Raw genomic sequence first — 17,583 nt, forward strand, 5'->3', positions numbered from 1 at the left:
AAAGTTATTTTATCGGGAGCGGACGAAAACCAGCATTCCGGAAAGCCGCGATACCGAAACGGGAAGGCTTTCTTCGAGAATGGTGAGCGCCTGATCCGTGTCCTTGAGGTCGAAGATGCCGGAGACGTGCTGCCTCGCCGCCGCCTCATCGAGGATGACGATGCGGCCCCGGCGATATTGCGAGAGAATATCGAGAACCTCGCGCAGCGGCTGGCCGGAAAAGACGAGCTTGCCTTCGCGCCAGGCCATGCTGTTGGCGACATCCTTGCGGGCGCGCACCAGCCTGCCGTCGCCACCAAGGGTCACGGCCTCTCCGGGCGTCAGCACGGCGATCTCGGCGCCTGTGGTCACTTCCACCCGGCCTTCCTCCACCTGCACCTCCTGCGGCAGCGCGCCATTGCCGGTGCGCACCGAATAATGGGTGCCGAGCGCTTTTGCTGTCAGCGCTCCATCCTCGACAATGAAAGGCCGCTCCGGGTTTTTGGCGACATCGAAATAGGCTTCGCCGCGAAGAAGGGTGATACGCCGTTCCTTTTGCGAATAATGAACCGCAATCGCCGTGTCGGTGTTCAGGCTGATGCGGCTGCCGTCTTCCAGCGAAAGCAGGCGTGTTTCGCCGATTTCGGTGTAATAATCCGCCTGCCAGCGATCCTTCAATCCGCTTTTCTCCGCAAACAGCGCTGCAAGCCCGATGAGGCAGAGACCGGCAACACCCGCCAGCATTGCCCGGCGAGGTCCGCGCCGTTTTCGCTGCTCGACCGGCGCAAGCTCGATATCGCCAAGCTCACCCCAGAGGCTCCGCATGTCCTCATAGGCGCTGGCATGGGCGGCATCGGCCCGCAGCCAGACATGAAACGCCTCGCGCTCTGCTTCTGTCGCGTCTGCCGATTGCATGCGCGCCACCCACAGCGCGGCCTCTTCGGCCAGACCGTCATCGGTCAAGCCGTTATCCTTCAGACCGTCCGGGCGCTTGTTCATGTCCTGATCTGCCGTTTGTTGCGTGCTGAGATGTGGTCCTTTTCCCTTATAGAGTGAAAAAGGATGCGAACACCTGATGCCGGTCTACATTTTTATGTGCGCGCGGACCTGACGGCAGTGCAGCAGCGCCTTGATGATGTGTTTTTCCACCATGTTGCGGGAAATGCCGAGAAGGGCGGCGATTTCGCCGTTGGAATGGCCATGCAGGCGGCTGAGCACGAAGACCTGCTGGCAACGCTTGGGCAGTGCCTCGATGGCCCGCGCCATTAAAATAAGGTGCTGCCGCCCGGCGACGATCCGCTCCTGCCCCGGCTCTTCGCAGGCAACGGCAAAGCCCGCTTCGTAAGGTGCGAATAACGGCCGCTCACGCGACTGGCGAATGGCTGTCAGGCGGGCGACGGACCGGGCGATCTGGAAGAGATAGGCCTGAGGATTGTCGATCAGCGTCGCATGAGAAACCTCCAGCGCCCGCAGCACGGTTTCCTGCATGGCGTCGGCAGCGTCTTCCCGGTTCTGCAGGCGCCGACGGAAAAACCGCATCAGGCGGCTTTCCTCCTCGGCATCGAGAACCTGTAACAGGGCTTTGCTCATCAATCGACCCGGTGACGTATTGGCCTGGCGCATGAAGCAGGCGGATATGCTGCGTCATGTCGCGATAAACATGATATTTCTAATCATATTTATCGCCTTCGGATGCAAGCTGCCAACCAGTAAAAAACCGGGGGCGAAATCAGGCTCACGTTTCCGTGATGATTGTTGCGGGATTACATCAGGCCGCTTGGGCTGAGTTACAGGAAATAACGCACCCTGAGCGGCAACAGCGCCGCGCCGAGAGCCGAGGGATCGCCCTTAGCCTCGCCGAGAACCAGCTTCGCCTCCTTTGGGCCGACACCGTAACGATGTTCGCGCCGGGAGGGCATGTGCGTGCGTTCGATCATCATCCGGCCAAGCGCACGCGGCAATTGCCCGCCAAAGACGATAGCCTGCGGATCGAGAACCGCTATCAGGCTCGCCACCAGCCTGTCCACCTGCGGCATCGTCTCGGTGAGCCACTCCTCGACGCCCGGCCATGCGGGGTCGAACCGCTGGTGAAGCGCCTCGATGGAATGGATATCGACCCCGTTTTTCTGCAAGGTGGTGATCAGATATTGCAGGGCCGGGCGTTTGGGCGATTCATCCGGGCTGTATATGCCGCTGAATTCGCCGGCATTGCCATGAAAGCCGTGAAACGGCTGGCCACTGAGGATCAACCCGCCGCCGAAACCGTAATTGAACGACAGATAGGCAAAGGTCTGGCACCAGGAGCCGACACCGCGAAGGCTTTCTCCGATCGCCCCGGTGGTGGCGTTGTTCTCCAGCCAGACCGGCAGGCGGAACCGTTTCTCAAGGATCGGCTTCAGGTCCATCAGCGACCAGTCGCGCAGGGGCTCCGGCGCATTGAAGGCGCGGTCCTCAGACACGAAGAAGCCGGACATTGAAAAGCCGAGGCCAAGCAGGCGCTCGCGCGGGATGCGATGTTCCGAGAGCAGCCTGTCGAGGGCCAGAGACAAAGCGACAAGCGTCTCCTCCCGGTCCTCCGGAAGCATCTTCAGTTTTTCCTCGACGATCACGTCGCAGCGAAGATCGGCGATACAGATCACCACGGAGTCGGTGTTGATGGAAATGCCAAGCGAATAGGCCGCTTCCGGCACCAGTTCGATGGTGGGGCTCGGCTGGCCGCGCGTGCCCTTGAGCGGCGCGCCGGTTCGCAGAAGCCCGCGCTCCAGCAGACCTTCGATCAGCCGATGCACGGATTGCTGCGTCAGGTTCGTGTGACCGGTGATCGATGCGCGGGCGATGGGCCCATGGCGGCGCACGATATCCAGAATGAGACGCTCATTCTCGCTGGCAAGCGGCTGGCGATCGAAGGTCTGGTGCGGCGTCTGATCTGTTGTCATGGCCTTGGATAACGGCTGTGCGGGGCAGCGGCAACACGGGGCATTGGTTTGCGACAGCATTTTTCACTGGACTGTCACAAATATTACACTTAGAGTGTATTAATAAGGGGCCGGTCTACAACGGGTCCCCAGGAGGAACCATTCAATGCGCATGAAATTTCTTGCGATCGCCACGCTTGCGCTGGCGACGACGGCAGCGCCGTGCCTTTCCGCTGACAGCAATATGAAAAACCTCGACTTCGATCTTTCGAAGGTCACGCGCGACAATTTCTACGACATCGTCGTTCCCGCCGCCAAAGCCGAGGGCTCGGTGACGATGTATAATTTCGCCGGCAGTTTTGCCGATACGTGGAAGGAACTGATCACCCGTTTCGAAGCCAAATACGGTATCAAGGTCGCCTATAGCGACGTGAAGGGCGATCAGGCGAACCAGCAGCTGATCGCGGTGCACGCGGCAGGGCAGGATTCGCCCGTCGACGCTTATTTCGCCGGTGGCGGCAGCTATCCGCTGCTCTCTGCCAAGGGTGTTGTCGGCAATATTGCGCTGACGAAAATCCTGCCGAACATGGCCAACTACAATCCGGAACTGGCCGAAACCGTCTTCGGCAAGGCGCATGGCGGCAGCTTCCCGCTGGTGCATCTCAACCAGACCGCAATAGGTTACGATTCCGCCTTCGTGAAGGCCGAGGATGTGCCGAAAAGCTTCGAGGATCTTCTCATCTGGGCTGAAAAGAACCCCAAGCGGCTTGGCGTCACCCTGCCGGCCAAGGGCGGCTCGGGCGGCGGTTTTATCTATTCGGTGGCTCTCAATTATCTCACCGGCGACTGCCGCAAGCAGCTGACCGACTATAACCAGACGCTGCAGCAGGCCGAAGACTGGGCGATGGAGTCCGAGTGCCTTACGCCTGTCTGGGACTATTACCGCCGTCTTCTGGCCGTGGCTGAGCTGACCAATGGCAATGCCGATACGCTCAACCTCATCAACAATCAGCAGCTTTACATGGGCACCGTCTGGGAGGATCAGGTCATGAGCTTCCTCGGCACCAAGCAATTGCCCGACAGTTTCCGCGTCACGCTTCTGGAAAAGGGCCAGGTTGGCTCTGGGGACGCCATGTTCGTGCCGGCCAACGCCAACAATGTCGCTTCGGCGCTGCTGCTGATCGATATGGCCATGAGTAAGGAATTCCAGCTCTGGAAGCTGGAAAACAAGGCCTCCCGTTCTCCACGCGCCGATGTCACCAACGATTTGATGCCGAAGGCTGTGCAGGAGCATGTGCTGCCCCAGAGCGTCTATCCGCGCCTGTCGCTGCCGGCTTTCTGGGACATGTCGACAGCGCTTGCCGAAGCGCTCGATGAAAAAGTCCTCAACCAGTAACGCGACAAGGATTGCCGGATCGTGTGCCGCAAGTGGCTGCACGGTCCGGATAGCCTTGGTCAAAAATATGAGGGAGGCTCGCCATGAGCGAACTTGAGATCAGCAATATCTGCAAGGACTACGGGGCGAGCCGGGCGCTTCATCCCGTGTCGATCGCCGTCGAGCGGGGCGAATTCGTCACCATTCTTGGGCCCTCGGGTTGCGGCAAGTCCACGCTTTTGCGCATCCTCACCGGTATCAGTCAACCTTCGGGCGGTGAAATCCGGCTCGGCGGCAAGCGCATCGATCAGGCGCCGCCGGAAGCGCGCGATATCGCCATGGTGTTCCAGTCCTATGCGCTTTTCCCGCATATGTCGGTCGCCAAAAATCTCGGCTTCGGGCTGAAGATGAAGAAGGTCGCGAAGGATGAGCGGGTCCGCCGCATCGCCCATGCGCTTGATATCTGCAATCTCACCGGTCTGGTGGATCGCATGCCCCGGCAATTGTCCGGCGGCCAGCAGCAGCGGGTGGCGCTGGCGCGCGCCATTGTCATGCAGCCGAGCCTGCTTCTGTTCGACGAGCCGCTTTCCAATCTCGATGCCAAACTTCGCGATACGCTGCGCCATGAGCTGACCGAGCTTCACCGCCGCATCGGCGCCACCAGCCTTTATGTGACGCATGATCAGGCCGAAGCCATGGCGATGTCGGACCGGATCGTCGTCATGAATGCCGGTCGGGTGGTTGAGATCGGCACGCCGCTCGAGCTTTACCGCTCACCCAAACACGCCTTTACCGCCGGCTTCCTCGGCCAAACCAATCTTTTGCCGGTCTCCGCTGAGGGCCAGCAGGCGCAATTGCCCTGGGGCCAGTCCGTGACGCTTGATCGGGTTGCCGCCGGCAATGTCCAGATTTCCGTTCGTCCGGAAAATATCCAGATCCGTGCCGATCAGGCCGGTGAGGGCACGGTTTCCGCTGTTTCCTTCATGGGCGCCAATGCGCTCTATACGGTCGAGATCGGCGGCCGCCAGATAAGGGTCAGCCAGTCCGGCGCGGAAACCCTGATCGACGCCGGGCAAAGGGTGGCCCTGCAATTTCCCGGTTCGGTCCATCTTCTCGATGACAGGATGGCGGGGGAGGCGGCATGATGGCCGGGCTCCTTCGAAACAAGCGGGCCCAGCTTCTATTCCTGCTTTTGCCGGGCGTTGGGTATCTTCTGGTCTTCTTCGGCGGGCCGCTGCTGTCGGCGCTGATCGGCAGCTTCAGGCAGGAGGATGGCAGTTTCACGCTGATGTTCTATGAGCGGATTTTCACCCGCGCGTCGATGATCCGTGGTCTTACGACCTCCATCTATTACGGCGTCATGCCTGTCATCGTCTCGCTTGCGGCCTCGGTGCCGCTGGCGCTTCTGATACGCAAGAGCTTTCTCGGGCGAAAACTGTTCAGCGGCCTTTACAAGCTGCCGATGGCGGTGCCGGGCATCATCGTCGGCCTGATGGTGATCGTCGTTTTCGAAAGGGGCGGGTTCCTCGACCGGTTGGTCGCGCCGCTCGGGCTCGAACTGCCCAAGCTCGTACGCGACGACTGGGGCGTCGGCGTCATCCTCGCCAGCGTCTGGAAGCAGATACCCTTCATGACGCTGATCATCACCAGCGCCTTTGCCGCCATTCCCGAGGATATACGTTACGCCTCGCGCACGCTTGGCGCTTCGCGGTTGAAGACATTCTTCTTCGTGGAAGTGCCGCTCGCCATGCCGGGCATCACCGCCGCCATTCTTCTGACCTTCATCGGTTCCATGGGCTCTTACGCCATCCCCGACATCGTCGGTCCGCCGACGGCTCGGCCGCTTTCGGTGCTGATGGTCAAGGAATTCAACCAGGGACGTTTCAACCAGGTCTATGCCATGGGCATGGTGCTGAGCCTCTTCGCGGTCTGCGTGCTTATTCTTTATTATTCCCTCACATCCCGCATCGGCCCCGGGCAAAACCGAGGAGACGCATGATGAGTGTTATCACCATCGACCCCGCCATCACTCCCCGCCGCCGCGCCTTCACGCCCGAGGACCGGATTTTTGTCTCGATCGGGCTGTATGGCGCGCTGACGCTCGCCATCGCCGTGCCGCTGGCGCTGATGTTTCTCTGGAGCATTGCCGACGGCTGGTCGCCACCGCTCATCGTGCCGAAGGATTACACCACGGCGCGCTGGGCGAGCATCCTGAGCGATGGCAGCCTCATCCGCGCTGCGGTCAACAGCATCCTCATCGCCATCGTCGTCACCTTCCTGACTGCGGCCATCGCCTTGCCCACCGCCTGGGCCATGGCGCGTTTTCCCTTCCGGCTGAAACGGCTGGTGGAAATCTTCATTCTGGCGCCGATCATCATTCCCGGGCTCGTCGTCGCCGTTGGCATCGGTCAGGTATTCCTGCTTTTCGGTCTCGCCTATTCGGTAACGGGGGTCATTCTCGTGCAGATCGTCGGCACCCTGCCGCTGATGATCCGGCTGATGACAGCGGCGCTGGAGACCATTCCCGACGATCTCATCCATGCCGCGCGCTCGCTCGGCGCGGGCACAGTCGGCATCGTCATTCACATCATATTGCCGCTTGCGGTGCCCGGGCTTTTGGCCGGCGGGCTAATGTCGTTCATCGGCAGCTTCGAGGAATTCGACAAGTCCTTCATCGTCGGCGCGCCTGTCGTCGAGACCCTGCCGATCAAGCTCTACATGTATCTCGATCCCTATTCGATGCAGCTGCCGCTCGCCGCCATCGTCTCTTTTATCCTGCTTCTTCCCGCACTCGTCGTTTTCATCATCGCCGGCCGCATCCTGCGCGACGATCTGATGGCGGCGGGCATGGGAAAAATCTGATCCGGGCAGCCAAACCCGGTAATTGCAACGTCCGAAAGTGAAAACCATGCACCAGACCCTTGCCACCTCCCGAAAGACCTCCAATCCCTGCAATGTGCTCGCACTCTGCTCGCGCGACAATCCGGCCATCCTGACCATCGCCCATCGCGGTTTCTGGACGGCCACTGCCGAAAACTCGCTTGCCTCCGTCCGCGCTGCGGTCGCGGCCGGCGTCGAGATGATCGAAATCGACACACAGGCGACGGCCGATGGCCGGCTGGTCGTCATTCATGACGAAACGCTCGACCGCACCACGACGGGCAAGGGAACCGTGAGCGCGCTGTCGTTCGAGGTGGTCCGCGCAGCGAAGCTGAAGGCCGGTGCGGGCGGCGATGCGGCTGACGTGACCGATGAATGCGTGCCGACGCTGGAAGAATTGCTGGAAGAGGCGCGCGGCAGGATCACCGTCAATATCGACACGAAATTCACCCGCGATCTGCCGCAGGTCATGGAAACCGTGCTGCGGCTTGGCGTCGAGGATCAGGTGCTGGTCAAGACAGATATCGATCCCGAAGCGGGCCGTTTCGAGGTGCTGGATGCCGACTGGTTTGGCAAGATCCCGCATATGCCGATGTTCCCGGTGCGGAAGGGCAAGTTCGCCGAAGATTTGCGCCGTATCGAGGCGTTGCGTGCGCCGATGATCGAGGTGAAATTCACCGATATAGCCGATCTGGCCGAAGGTCGTGCCGAGATGGAGCGCCAGAATATCCGTCTCTGGATCAACACGCTCGACGTCTCCCATTGCCTCGATTTCAACGACACGCGCGCACTGGCAGACCCAGAAGCCGTGTGGGGCGCTCTCGCCGAGGCCGGCGTCGGTGCGATCCAGACGGATGAGGTGGAAGCCTTCACCGGCTGGTTGAACGCGGGTGCGGGTGTGACAGGCAGAGCGTGGGCACGATGAGCGAACGTCTTGAAGGCGCAGTTGCCATCATCGAGGAGGCGATGGGCCTTGCCCTTCGCTTTTTCGAGGCGCGCGATGCCATCGTCACCCGGACGAAGGGTTTTCAGGACTTTGTCTCGGAAGCCGACACTACGGTCGAAAGACTCATCCGCGAGCGGCTGGCCGCGGCGTTTCCGGGCGAAGCCGTGCTGGGCGAAGAAATGGGCGGTGTGGCCGATGATGCCTACTGGATCATCGATCCCATCGACGGCACCGCCAATTTCCTGCGCGGCTCGCCGCTCTGGGGCATTTCGCTCGGTTTCGTGCGCAGTGGCCGGCCGGAACTCGGCATTGTCGCGATCCCGGTCTTCGGGGATATCTACGCGGCGGCTGATGGGACCGGGCTGATGCTCAACGGCAAACCGCTTGCCCGCCACGTGCCTTTCGAGGATGTGCAGGTCATGTCGCTCGGAGACAGCGCCGCTGCCGATGCCGCGGAGGTGGCGGCCCTCAACGTCGGGCTTCGGCATGCGGGCTGGGTAGTGGAATCCATCCGCTCGACATCGATCGGCCTTGCCTTTGCCGCACGCGGCATCTTCGACGGCCATCTGCAGAAGCTGACCACCATGTGGGATATCGCCGGCGGCGTCGTTCTCGCAAGGGAAGCGGGTCTCGATGTCCGTATCGGAATACGCCCCGGTAGCGGCATCCCGTGGGTCGCCGCCGCAACGCCGGCATTGATGGCGGTGACGGAGGGGTTGTGGCCTGAGATTACGGGAAGAGTGCTGGCGGAACCTGCGTGACCTTTGGTAAAGTCGATGGCAGATGTGCTGAAACATCTGCCATCTGCATATCGCCGGCTGAAACGCCGCAACCGAGCAATGTCCGGTCAGGCCGCTATCGATCGTCAGTTCACCCGAGACAGCGCAATTGCGTCAGGACCTGCGGGAAAACGAAGCTGGCCGGATAGGTCAAGGACGGCGCTCCAGATCGCTTCGGCAACATCGCCTTCGCTGGTCGTCATGGCCCGTTTGGCGAAGCCTTCGAGGATTGGCCTGTAGGCGGCGGCGAGCGGGAAGGAGGCGAGCGTGGCGCTGGATGTGACGTTGATGATGGTGCCTGATCGGCGCTTTCGCATCTGCGGGATTATCCCCTGCGTCATAGGGACCACCGAAACTATTGGTGTCGAAGATCGTGCGGATTGCCGACATGGGGTCGCTTCAAAAGCGCTCAGGCGTGGCGTGATCTGACCAATAGCGAACGTCAGCTCATTGAGCTGTTACTGGCAAAAAGGGTTTCTTGTAGCGGAAGCTCTACGCAGTCAGCTGGAAACAGCGAGAGTGTCAGCTATAGACGCAGAAGGTAGCCTCCTGTTTAGGGTGTCCGGCCCACTCGCCAATTTACAACAGCGGCTTCCCACGGAGGGATATTACTTTGATGCGGAAGGTGTGGATTATCGTCCTGCCGTGAATGTCCTTCTGCATGTCGTAGAGGGTAAGCTCCATGAGTTGGAAGTTTATAAGGATGATGGCTCAGCAATTGAGACGTCGCTTGATTCAGTGGACATAAGCCAGTTCCATCTCCTTTGAGAGTTCGATTCGGAAACGAGAAGTGCTGTAGGCTATCACCGGTCCGCTATCTTCCCATAGATCAGCTTCGGGCGATCCACCTTGCGTGAGCGGAATACGAGGACTGTGCCTGCGAAGTATTTGTACAGCTCGTTCTCTACAAGCGCCGCTAAGCCGGGCCCCCTCAGTTGCGTTGGAAGGAATGCTCACGTCGATACGGTCCAGCTTTTTTGCGAACGCGATTTTTAATGGTGATTATATGCGTCTTTTTCTATCTCCCGGTCGTTAGCGGCCTGAGTGATCCCAGTGCCATTCGCTCATTACGCACAAAGTCGCGCGTTTAATCTCCGTTGTCTCCAAATGCGGCGCGGATTATTAAGAGAAGAGGGGCGTCAACGTCTTCAACCCAGTTGCGTGCAATTTTTTCGACGAATTGCTCCGGCGCATCCGGCCAGCCATTTGCAATCAGTATTGAATTAAACTGCCTGAGCAGTACTCCCAATGCCGGAACGTTATAACCGTAAACCGCACCCGAGTTTATCGCGCATTGCTGATCCTCGAATAGCATGCTTTCGTTGCCTCCTGCCCGAAGCATTTCTCGGTACCGGTCGACAGTTAACCCCAACATATTTTCAATCGTGTTGAGCGGAAGATAGCTTACGGGTTTTTCAGGTCCAAGTTGAACATGCCCTTGCAAAATGGCAGCCTTCATTGCTTCTTTGTTGATGAGACTACCGCTCCAAAGTGATCCCTCTTCCATATCCTAGTGCCATAACCTGTTGGTAATCTAAAACGCTCTTAATTTGACTGGAATCTGCTTTTTCAATGAGTAATTTAGCAATGTATCCATCGTACTGAAGCAGATCAAATATTACTGGCACGCCGTCAACATCATAGATCGAGCCACTTCCAAGGACAGTGTCATGAGTTTTAATTCTATTGCCTCTAACGGGTTTGAGTTCTAACCCTCCATCCTCCACTTCATCGGCGAGACAGCCCTCCAACTGTTTTTCAAATTCTACGGCAAACGGCGGTCGCTCTCCAACCAACGTGCGCAAAAGCTTTTTTTCTTCGTCGCTCAAGTCCCGTGACATACAAGTGCCCTACCTCATCTCACAATGGGAAAGTACGTTCCAACATTTACGTAACTACCGAGGCCGTAATACCTAAATTCATACGGTTGACCTCCATAGTATATCACGCCCACACCATATATCCCCATCGGCATTGTCTGTGGGAGCGCTCTACTGATCGCACTCTGCAGGCCCGGGACTATTGCCGGATTAACATGCCTTGATCCATGCCCAAACTCGGCTGCAACGTCGTAGCTTGCCGCGCTTAATCCAAGGGGATCCACCAAGTTGACAGGATCATTCTTAACATAAATATATAGATTAACGTCATCATCAGTTCCAATCGGATCCGGTTGTAGGAATCGCCCAAGCGTAGGTGAATAAAACCGCGCACGATTGTAGTAGATCCCGGTCTCCAGATCCAACCGCCGTCCCGCAAATCGGTAAGCAGCAGTGTTCGTGCCGGTTACTTTCTCAATACCATAGGCTGTATAAGCGTGCTTCTCAACGACCTGACCCGCGGAGTTTGTCAGCGCGATCACCGATCCGAGCGCGTCGCTAAATTGGTAGGTTGGAACGTTTGATGTGCTGAAGCTGGCGATGGGCTCATCCAGCCCCACCCCATAGGCAAAACGCCGATTGATAGAGATCGTGCCAACGCCGGAATATTCGGCCATTTCCTGATCCCCGACAGAAAGCCAGCCTGTCGTCGTTGTCGTGGAACCGACGGTCACATGTTTCAGGAAGCGTCGACCGAGGGCGTCGTAAGCGAAGGTTATGGTCTGGCCGGAACCGGTCGCGGTCGCCAACTGATTTTCAGTATTGTAACCGAAAGTCCATGTGCCGTCGGACGTCAGATTGCCGCGTGAGTCATATGTGTGGGTTGTTCCCGATACGACGCTATACTGGTTGAGAACATTCGACGTGTAAGATTTTGTCAGCGCCGCAAGCCCGGACGGTAAGAACGTGTCGTCGGTCGCCGTCAGACTTTTCCGCTGCTGATCCGCATTGTACGCGTAGGTAAGACCAAGCGTCGAACCATTCCATGTATAATTGATAGTTGCGGGAAGGCTGACGGCGTTAAAGGTCGCGGACGTCGAGCTTACCGGAGCCGAACTCGGCCCATATGAAGAGGCAGAGCGCCGGCCGACCGTATCGTAAGTGTAACCGACGACACGATTGGCCGCAGATACCGTGCCGTTATAGACATTCGTCAATCGGTTCAGATTATCGAACTCATACGAGAAAACGTTGGCGGTACCGACCGAGGTGGGCAAAGTCAATCTTGTTCGATTTCCGTTGGCATCCAAAACAAACGAACTGGTGCTGAAGAGACCACTCACTTCGCTGGTTTGCCGCCCTGCTGTATCATAGCCGAATGTCAGAGACGAACTCGAACTCGATCCGTTCGTCGCTGCAAGCATGCGCCCACTATAGTCATATCCATAGCTTATGGTGGCCGCGCTTGTCGGTGCCTTGCTCAATCGTCTGTTCAAAGCGTCATATGTGTACCAGATCTGGGAGCCACCGCGACGCTGGAAGGCAAGCAGGTTGTCGGCCTTGTCATAGACAAGGAATTCGTAGTCAGCCGGAACGGTTGCGATATCGGGATAATTTATCCGCGCCTGCCGCTCGAAGCCATCATACTGATAGGTCAGCGTGTTGTTTTTGCCGTCTTTCAGAGTCGCAAGCAATCCACCCTGAAAGTATGTTCGTGTTTCTCGCACGACCGGTCCGAGGTTGGCAGTAATCGACGGGTCGAGCGCTCCAGAAACCTGATCGGTAATTTGTGTAATGCGTGACACGGCATCGTAGGCCGTCAACACTTGTCGTCCGGACGATGACGTGACTGTTGAAACACGACCAACCACGTCATAGGCCGTCGTCGACGTACTACTATCGGGTTTGGTGACGACTGTTGGCTTGTTCGCGGCATTGTATGCGGTCGTCGTGGTGAGCCAAGGGCTTCCGGAAATACCCGTTGCCTGCTTTACATCCGTTCTGTTTCCATTCGTGTCATAGACATACTGCGTCAGGCTCGCCGCGAATGGAGACGGTGGGGTGATCTGGGTGAGCCGTCTTTCATTGTCGTAACCATTGGTCGTCGTGTTGTTCTTCGCGTCCTTTACGGTGATCTGGTTGCCAACCGTGTCATAGGTATAGGTCGTTGTCAGGTTCAGTCGGCCAGTCCCGGAATCCTCCACCTTCGTCAGCAGGTTGAAGTTCGTCGTGTTGTAGGTGAAGGCGGTCACCCGGCTTTCGGGATCGGTGATCGTCAACGGCAGACCACGCGCGTTGTATGTCGTCGTTGTCACAGGTTGAACTGTGCCGGAAACACCGGGCTTGGAGACGGCAGGCTGAGTGACGGTGAGTTGATTGCCATTGCTGTCATAGGTGTAGGTCGTCACACCGCCGCGTGGGTCTGTATAGGTATCGGGCTTTGAGAGAGCCGTGTAAGTCCAGCTCTCGGTTATCGGAGCCATTGGCAGCCCGGTCAGTGGGTCTAGTGAGCCAGGAATCGGCGTTTTTGTCTGGTTCAGGATGTTTGATTTCGTATCATATGTGTAGCTCGTATAGTTCCCGAGCGGCCGGATTGTGCGAATGCGCCTGCCAACGCCATCATATTTGTAGATGTAATGGCCCCCGGCTTGATCGATGTCGTCGGTAAGGTTTCCATTTCGGTCATAGTACAGGGCCCGGGTATTCCCGAGGGGATCGACCTCCTGCCCCCGGAAACCATTGGCAAACATATAATACCAGACGTTATTGAGCGCATCGGTCTGGGTGAGGATTTTGCCGGATGGATCATAAGCATTGGTAACGAAGGGCGATGCCGGAAATGCCGGGTTGAAGACCTTGGTGAGAAGCCCAAGACCGGCGGTATAATCATAGGTCGTCGTGGCGGTTAGGGCGTTCTTGAACGTGGCCAGATTTCCGGCAGAATCGTAGGTATAGTTTACTGTTCGCGTTCCGTCGGTAATTCCCGTCAGTTGATTTGAGCTGTTGTAGCTGAAAGTCAGCGTGCGACCCATGCCGTTTGCGACGGTGGATAGCCTCTTGCTCGCCCCCGATCCCGCATAGGTGAAAGTGACTGTGTTGTTGTTCTTGTCCTTCCACGAAGCGATAAAGCCATCTGTATCAAAGGTTGTGACGATGCCGTTTTTATCAGTGATGACAGCCGCATTACCTGTCGCGGGCAGAGTCAATGTCGAACCGTCGCCGGGTGGGGGAACATAGGTGAACGTTCCAGACGCGGTTGGAATTCGCACAAACCGTCGTGTTCCTTCATTGGTCTCAACGGTAACGGCATTTTCAACCAACTGATCCATCAGCCAGCTGGCAGCTAGCGAAGCCGTGACAGCGCGGGTTATCTCAGGCGTGGCTGTAGAGCTATGCACGTCACCGATGACGTAGGATGCTGCAACCGTCGTCACCGCGGCCAGCGGGTTGCGATCTCCAAAAGCTTCGTACGGATCGCTGTCTCTGTAAGCAGAAAGCATGAAATTGTGTCGCCAGCCATATCCCAGGGCTGTTTTGCTAGTGCGGCGACCAGAGTCATAGTTCCGTGACACTGTCAGCCCGAAAGGAAAGGCGCGCGAGCCCACGAAAATATCATCGTGGTCATAATAGAAACTCCCCGAACGAAGATCTATCGGATCTAAAGACGACGGCGGCCGGAATTGTGTCTGGTTTGTCAATGCGCTCGCAGCAAAGGAGTTTCGCAAAGACGTCTGTACAGAAGAGTAACCTCCTTTATAGCCGCCTGCGATCCTCGCTGAATACGCACTTGAGACATAAGTGCTGCCCGAATACACCTCTTCCTTCTGGTAGTAGCCATTCCCGACCCACGCGTTGACGGTTCGGGAGCCATTTTGCGGAATTACGAGCGTCCTCACCCCGCTGCTCGGTGCTGCGAAGAACGCGTCGATGTTGTTTAGATCGGCAGTCGCCCATCCGCTGAGGAGCGGTCTGACAACCGAAAGCCAGTTCGAGTCGTTTGCCTCAATGAAGCCCGCGCCGGCTCCATTCGTGTAGTCGAACATACGCGGCGTCGATACCGCTTCGACGGACTGCATCTGTTTAACCGTGGAGGATTCAAGCGTGGCAATACGCGTTGCGGCAGCATAAAAAAGGCCAGCCCATGTCGCATCGGACACGCTCGCCTTCTTCTTGTTGGAACTTCCAAGGCTCGCACGAATATCGATATACGCGCCGCTGTTCCAGCCGACGATACCCATATCAGCATGGGCAGTTCTTGCGATGTTGAACAAGGTGTCGGCCACCCTCGAGCTCTCATAGGCTTGCGCAAAGAAAGCTGCGCTAATGGTCGCAAGGTTTCCGCCCATTACCTCCTCGGATGTGGATGCCGCACCACTCGCTACCGCCGCTGAAACCTTTCTCTGAAAACGCGTCACTGCGTCTCGACCGATCTCACCGGCCGAGAGCACCAGAACATATGCATAAGTGGTACCGACGGACACTCTTCCCGTGACGCTGTAATTGTTGAACAGGGTGGCATATGGCATCGAGACGGTGAAGGTAATGGTTTGGGACGTTGCAGCCGTCGCGGTGCCGGTGCCCACTGTTGTTCCGTCGAGTTTCAGGATCGGTTGTTTGGACGAACTGTAGGTTAGCGTTAGCCTTTTGCCAGCGATTTCATCGGTGAAGTAGGTCTTCGTAACCGTCGGGCTCGTACCATTGTCCGAGATTGCGACCGTGATTGCAGTGCGGAGTGAATTCGTCGCTGGTCCGCATGCTGATATCTCGCTGCACGTCGAGGTCAGCGGGTCGAATGTCGAGCCATAGTTGGTATTTGTGATAACGCGGCCGCCGAAGATTTCGGCCATTGATGCGGCAGCGTGATTGGTCCCGATATAGCTGGCGAGCGTAGCTGCGTATGTGTTCAGTTGAGTACTGATATTCGTCTTGTTGACGTTCTTGAGCGAGGTGACACCTGCAGGCAAGCCCGAGACGGTCGAAGATCCGGCTGTCGCCGCAGTCAGAAACGCCGAACGGTCGTAACCCATCGCCGCCGCGACATCTATCGGCTGATAGTACTGGAAAGACTTGAATGATGGATCAAGTCTGTACGTTGTCGTGCCCACGGTCGCTTCCGTGTTCAGCATCGTAAGCGTGACCTGTGCCGGGTTGAGTCCCGATGTCACACATGCGCCGCCAACCGTCATGCGGATGCAATTGGGAATAGATCCGTTTCCGAGCGCCTGATCAATCAATGCCGCGTCATCATCGACGCCGAGCAGATTCGAAACTGCTGCTCCGGAAAGATTGGCATTGCCATAACGGAAGTTTGCCGTGATGCAGGACTGACGCAAAAGCGTCACGAACAGCTGGTTCTGGTCCGCATTGTTTCCCCGCTTGTCGAGAAGTGTTTGTAATGCCCCTTTTTTGAGCCCAAAGGTCGGCGAGAACTCGATGTTGTAGTAAATGTACTCGTAGATTTGACTTAAGTTGTAATTCAACGCCCGGGCCAGTTCCGCGATTTCGGGATCGGCTGCCGGTGGCGTGCAACTTAGCGTGACGACGCCGGGAGCCGCCCGGACTGGTTCTGTCGGGATCAGGAACGCTGTCACGAAAGAGGTAATGGCCAATACGAACGCGAGCATTAATCTTCCGCATGAAAAGGCACAGCTTCGCATCGCCGGAACTCCAACGTTGAGTTAGACAGGTCTGATGATCTTGAGTGTTGATAAGTCTGCGGGATCGGAACGAATTGGTTAGGGCAGCCCGATTACCGGAGGCTTTTCCTCAACGGCGGTCCCTGCAGGCAGGGGGCGCATGATAATGTCAGGGCCTAGCGCATCGTTGCGCAGTTTGCTTTCCAGCGCTGGCGCGTCGGGTGAAGCAATAGCGAAATCGGCGCGCTTCATGCCGTGTGGCGTCGTATCGCCTTCCGGCAACTCATGCCCAAGTATAGCTTTGATATTAAATTTCATGAGCGGCTGATTGCCCGTTCGCGACTGAGCCGCGACAGGCACTGGGTCAATTGGGGGCAGTTTTCGAGATTTGAGAACCTCTTCGGCCTGCTCCGGCGTCATCGACGGCATCTTCAGGTTGCCGATTAACGGTTGATCGGGAATTGATGCCTGTTGTGCGGATGCAGTGCATGCCCCCGTCAACGTGACGGCGACAAGCATGGCTCGTGCTTTAGCATGGAGTGTCATGTACTATCCCCCAAAGTTCATTAGTACATGATCATACGGTGTCTGATGACGGAAGCGTTGTCAATCCTTAGTTGATTTTTTATTTTGAGGCCGCGAATTCAATATTCTTTGAGCTAAAACACAGGATCAAGAAATATTCAAAAATTACTCGAAGTCTCGCAGCAACTAATTGATTTAAAATATAATTTTTCCGAATCCGCCAGACAAATCGTGTGGCGCGTATTTAGAGAAAAGAATATTAAGTTAGCGACTACACGGATGGATTGAATTTCACACATTTCCGGACTATGATCGATGCCTGATCTCAAATGGCAATATTTGCGAGAGTTCCCCGCTAACTTCAGGAGTTCGCATGACCCACCGTGCCTCAGTGATCCGGCAATATTTGCCCTACCTTACGTGCACGGCAGCGGTCGTGACTGCGGCTGTGAGCTATCTTTTTCTACCTACGCCTAAACTCGCCGAAGCTGCGACACCGGGAACGATAACTTATACATACGACAGCGTCGGCGGAATTCGAGGAGACGCCAATCCTACGGGCAACTCCGGGATCTACCAGTATGATAACGCCGGCAACCGAACCTCCATGACACTCAACTAGCTGACAAAGGCGGCGTGTTCAACAAATCCACGGTTCTTCTCCTCGGAAAGCTTTTTATACGCTACGCTCCTGATTTGGACAAACCAACAGGACGAAAATCAACCTC

14 protein-coding genes and 1 pseudogene are annotated in these 17,583 nt (G+C 57.1%); 7 read left to right on the forward strand and 8 right to left on the reverse strand.

What is annotated here, in order from left to right; all coding sequences use genetic code 11:
* Positions 1–9: 9 nt before the first annotated feature.
* The 3 genes from ACQZ60_RS16050 to ACQZ60_RS16060 form a co-directional block, all read right to left on the reverse strand.
* Positions 10–978 carry a FecR family protein gene (locus ACQZ60_RS16050; protein ID WP_078053154.1) on the reverse strand — a complete coding sequence of 323 codons (969 nt, stop codon included), beginning with the start codon at positions 976–978 and terminating at the stop codon, positions 10–12.
* 84 nt (positions 979–1,062) lie between these two features.
* Positions 1,063–1,569, reverse strand: coding sequence for an RNA polymerase sigma factor (locus tag ACQZ60_RS16055; protein ID WP_078053153.1), 507 nt, complete (start codon positions 1,567–1,569; stop codon positions 1,063–1,065).
* 197 nt (positions 1,570–1,766) lie between these two features.
* On the reverse strand, positions 1,767–2,915 hold the full coding sequence (locus ACQZ60_RS16060; RefSeq protein ID WP_448735605.1) for an ROK family protein: 1,149 nt from the start codon (positions 2,913–2,915) through the stop codon (positions 1,767–1,769).
* A gap of 145 nt (positions 2,916–3,060) precedes the next feature.
* Between ACQZ60_RS16060 and ACQZ60_RS16065 the strand changes: the two genes are divergently transcribed.
* The 6 genes from ACQZ60_RS16065 to ACQZ60_RS16090 all read left to right on the forward strand — a co-directional run bounded on the left by ACQZ60_RS16065 (position 3,061) and on the right by ACQZ60_RS16090 (position 8,856).
* Positions 3,061–4,290 carry an ABC transporter substrate-binding protein gene (locus ACQZ60_RS16065; protein WP_080857953.1) on the forward strand — a complete coding sequence of 410 codons (1,230 nt, stop codon included), beginning with the start codon at positions 3,061–3,063 and terminating at the stop codon, positions 4,288–4,290.
* Positions 4,291–4,373: 83 nt separating this feature from the next.
* Positions 4,374–5,414 (forward strand): ABC transporter ATP-binding protein, encoded by a 1,041-nt coding sequence (locus tag ACQZ60_RS16070; protein ID WP_080857954.1) that lies wholly within the window; start codon positions 4,374–4,376, stop codon positions 5,412–5,414.
* On the forward strand, positions 5,414–6,268 hold the full coding sequence (locus tag ACQZ60_RS16075) for an ABC transporter permease (RefSeq protein ID WP_080857955.1): 855 nt from the start codon (positions 5,414–5,416) through the stop codon (positions 6,266–6,268). The genes ACQZ60_RS16070 and ACQZ60_RS16075 overlap by 1 nt, the downstream gene beginning before the upstream one ends.
* On the forward strand, positions 6,268–7,131 hold the full coding sequence (locus tag ACQZ60_RS16080; protein ID WP_125146020.1) for an ABC transporter permease: 864 nt from the start codon (positions 6,268–6,270) through the stop codon (positions 7,129–7,131). Before ACQZ60_RS16075 ends, ACQZ60_RS16080 begins: the two co-directional genes overlap by 1 nt.
* A 46-nt stretch (positions 7,132–7,177) precedes the next feature.
* On the forward strand, positions 7,178–8,074 hold the full coding sequence (locus tag ACQZ60_RS16085) for a glycerophosphodiester phosphodiesterase family protein (RefSeq protein WP_080857957.1): 897 nt from the start codon (positions 7,178–7,180) through the stop codon (positions 8,072–8,074).
* Positions 8,071–8,856, forward strand: coding sequence for an inositol monophosphatase family protein (locus tag ACQZ60_RS16090; protein ID WP_080857958.1), 786 nt, complete (start codon positions 8,071–8,073; stop codon positions 8,854–8,856). Before ACQZ60_RS16085 ends, ACQZ60_RS16090 begins: the two co-directional genes overlap by 4 nt.
* Before the next feature lie 104 nt (positions 8,857–8,960).
* Here ACQZ60_RS16090 and ACQZ60_RS16095 read toward each other — a convergent pair.
* Positions 8,961–9,267 (reverse strand): annotated as a pseudogene (locus ACQZ60_RS16095) (SDR family NAD(P)-dependent oxidoreductase); the annotation flags it as partial.
* Between the two features lie 165 nt (positions 9,268–9,432).
* Here ACQZ60_RS16095 and ACQZ60_RS16100 point away from each other — a divergent pair.
* On the forward strand, positions 9,433–9,642 hold the full coding sequence (locus ACQZ60_RS16100; RefSeq protein WP_420868492.1) for a hypothetical protein: 210 nt from the start codon (positions 9,433–9,435) through the stop codon (positions 9,640–9,642).
* A gap of 319 nt (positions 9,643–9,961) precedes the next feature.
* On the opposite strand, the gene ACQZ60_RS16105 is transcribed toward ACQZ60_RS16100, so the two are convergent.
* From ACQZ60_RS16105 to ACQZ60_RS16120, 4 genes are all read right to left on the reverse strand, one after another.
* Positions 9,962–10,381, reverse strand: coding sequence for a hypothetical protein (locus ACQZ60_RS16105; RefSeq protein ID WP_125146018.1), 420 nt, complete (start codon positions 10,379–10,381; stop codon positions 9,962–9,964).
* On the reverse strand, positions 10,353–10,703 hold the full coding sequence (locus tag ACQZ60_RS16110; protein WP_125146017.1) for a DUF6984 family protein: 351 nt from the start codon (positions 10,701–10,703) through the stop codon (positions 10,353–10,355). The genes ACQZ60_RS16105 and ACQZ60_RS16110 overlap by 29 nt, the downstream gene beginning before the upstream one ends.
* A gap of 26 nt (positions 10,704–10,729) precedes the next feature.
* Positions 10,730–16,318 carry an RHS repeat-associated core domain-containing protein gene (locus ACQZ60_RS16115; protein WP_174013886.1) on the reverse strand — a complete coding sequence of 1,863 codons (5,589 nt, stop codon included), beginning with the start codon at positions 16,316–16,318 and terminating at the stop codon, positions 10,730–10,732.
* A gap of 111 nt (positions 16,319–16,429) precedes the next feature.
* A complete protein-coding gene (locus tag ACQZ60_RS16120; protein ID WP_162934232.1) occupies positions 16,430–16,876 on the reverse strand; it encodes a hypothetical protein in 447 nt (148 codons plus the stop codon).
* Between the last annotated feature and the right edge of the window lie 707 nt (positions 16,877–17,583).

This window comes from Agrobacterium sp. 22-223-1 (assembly GCF_053522385.1).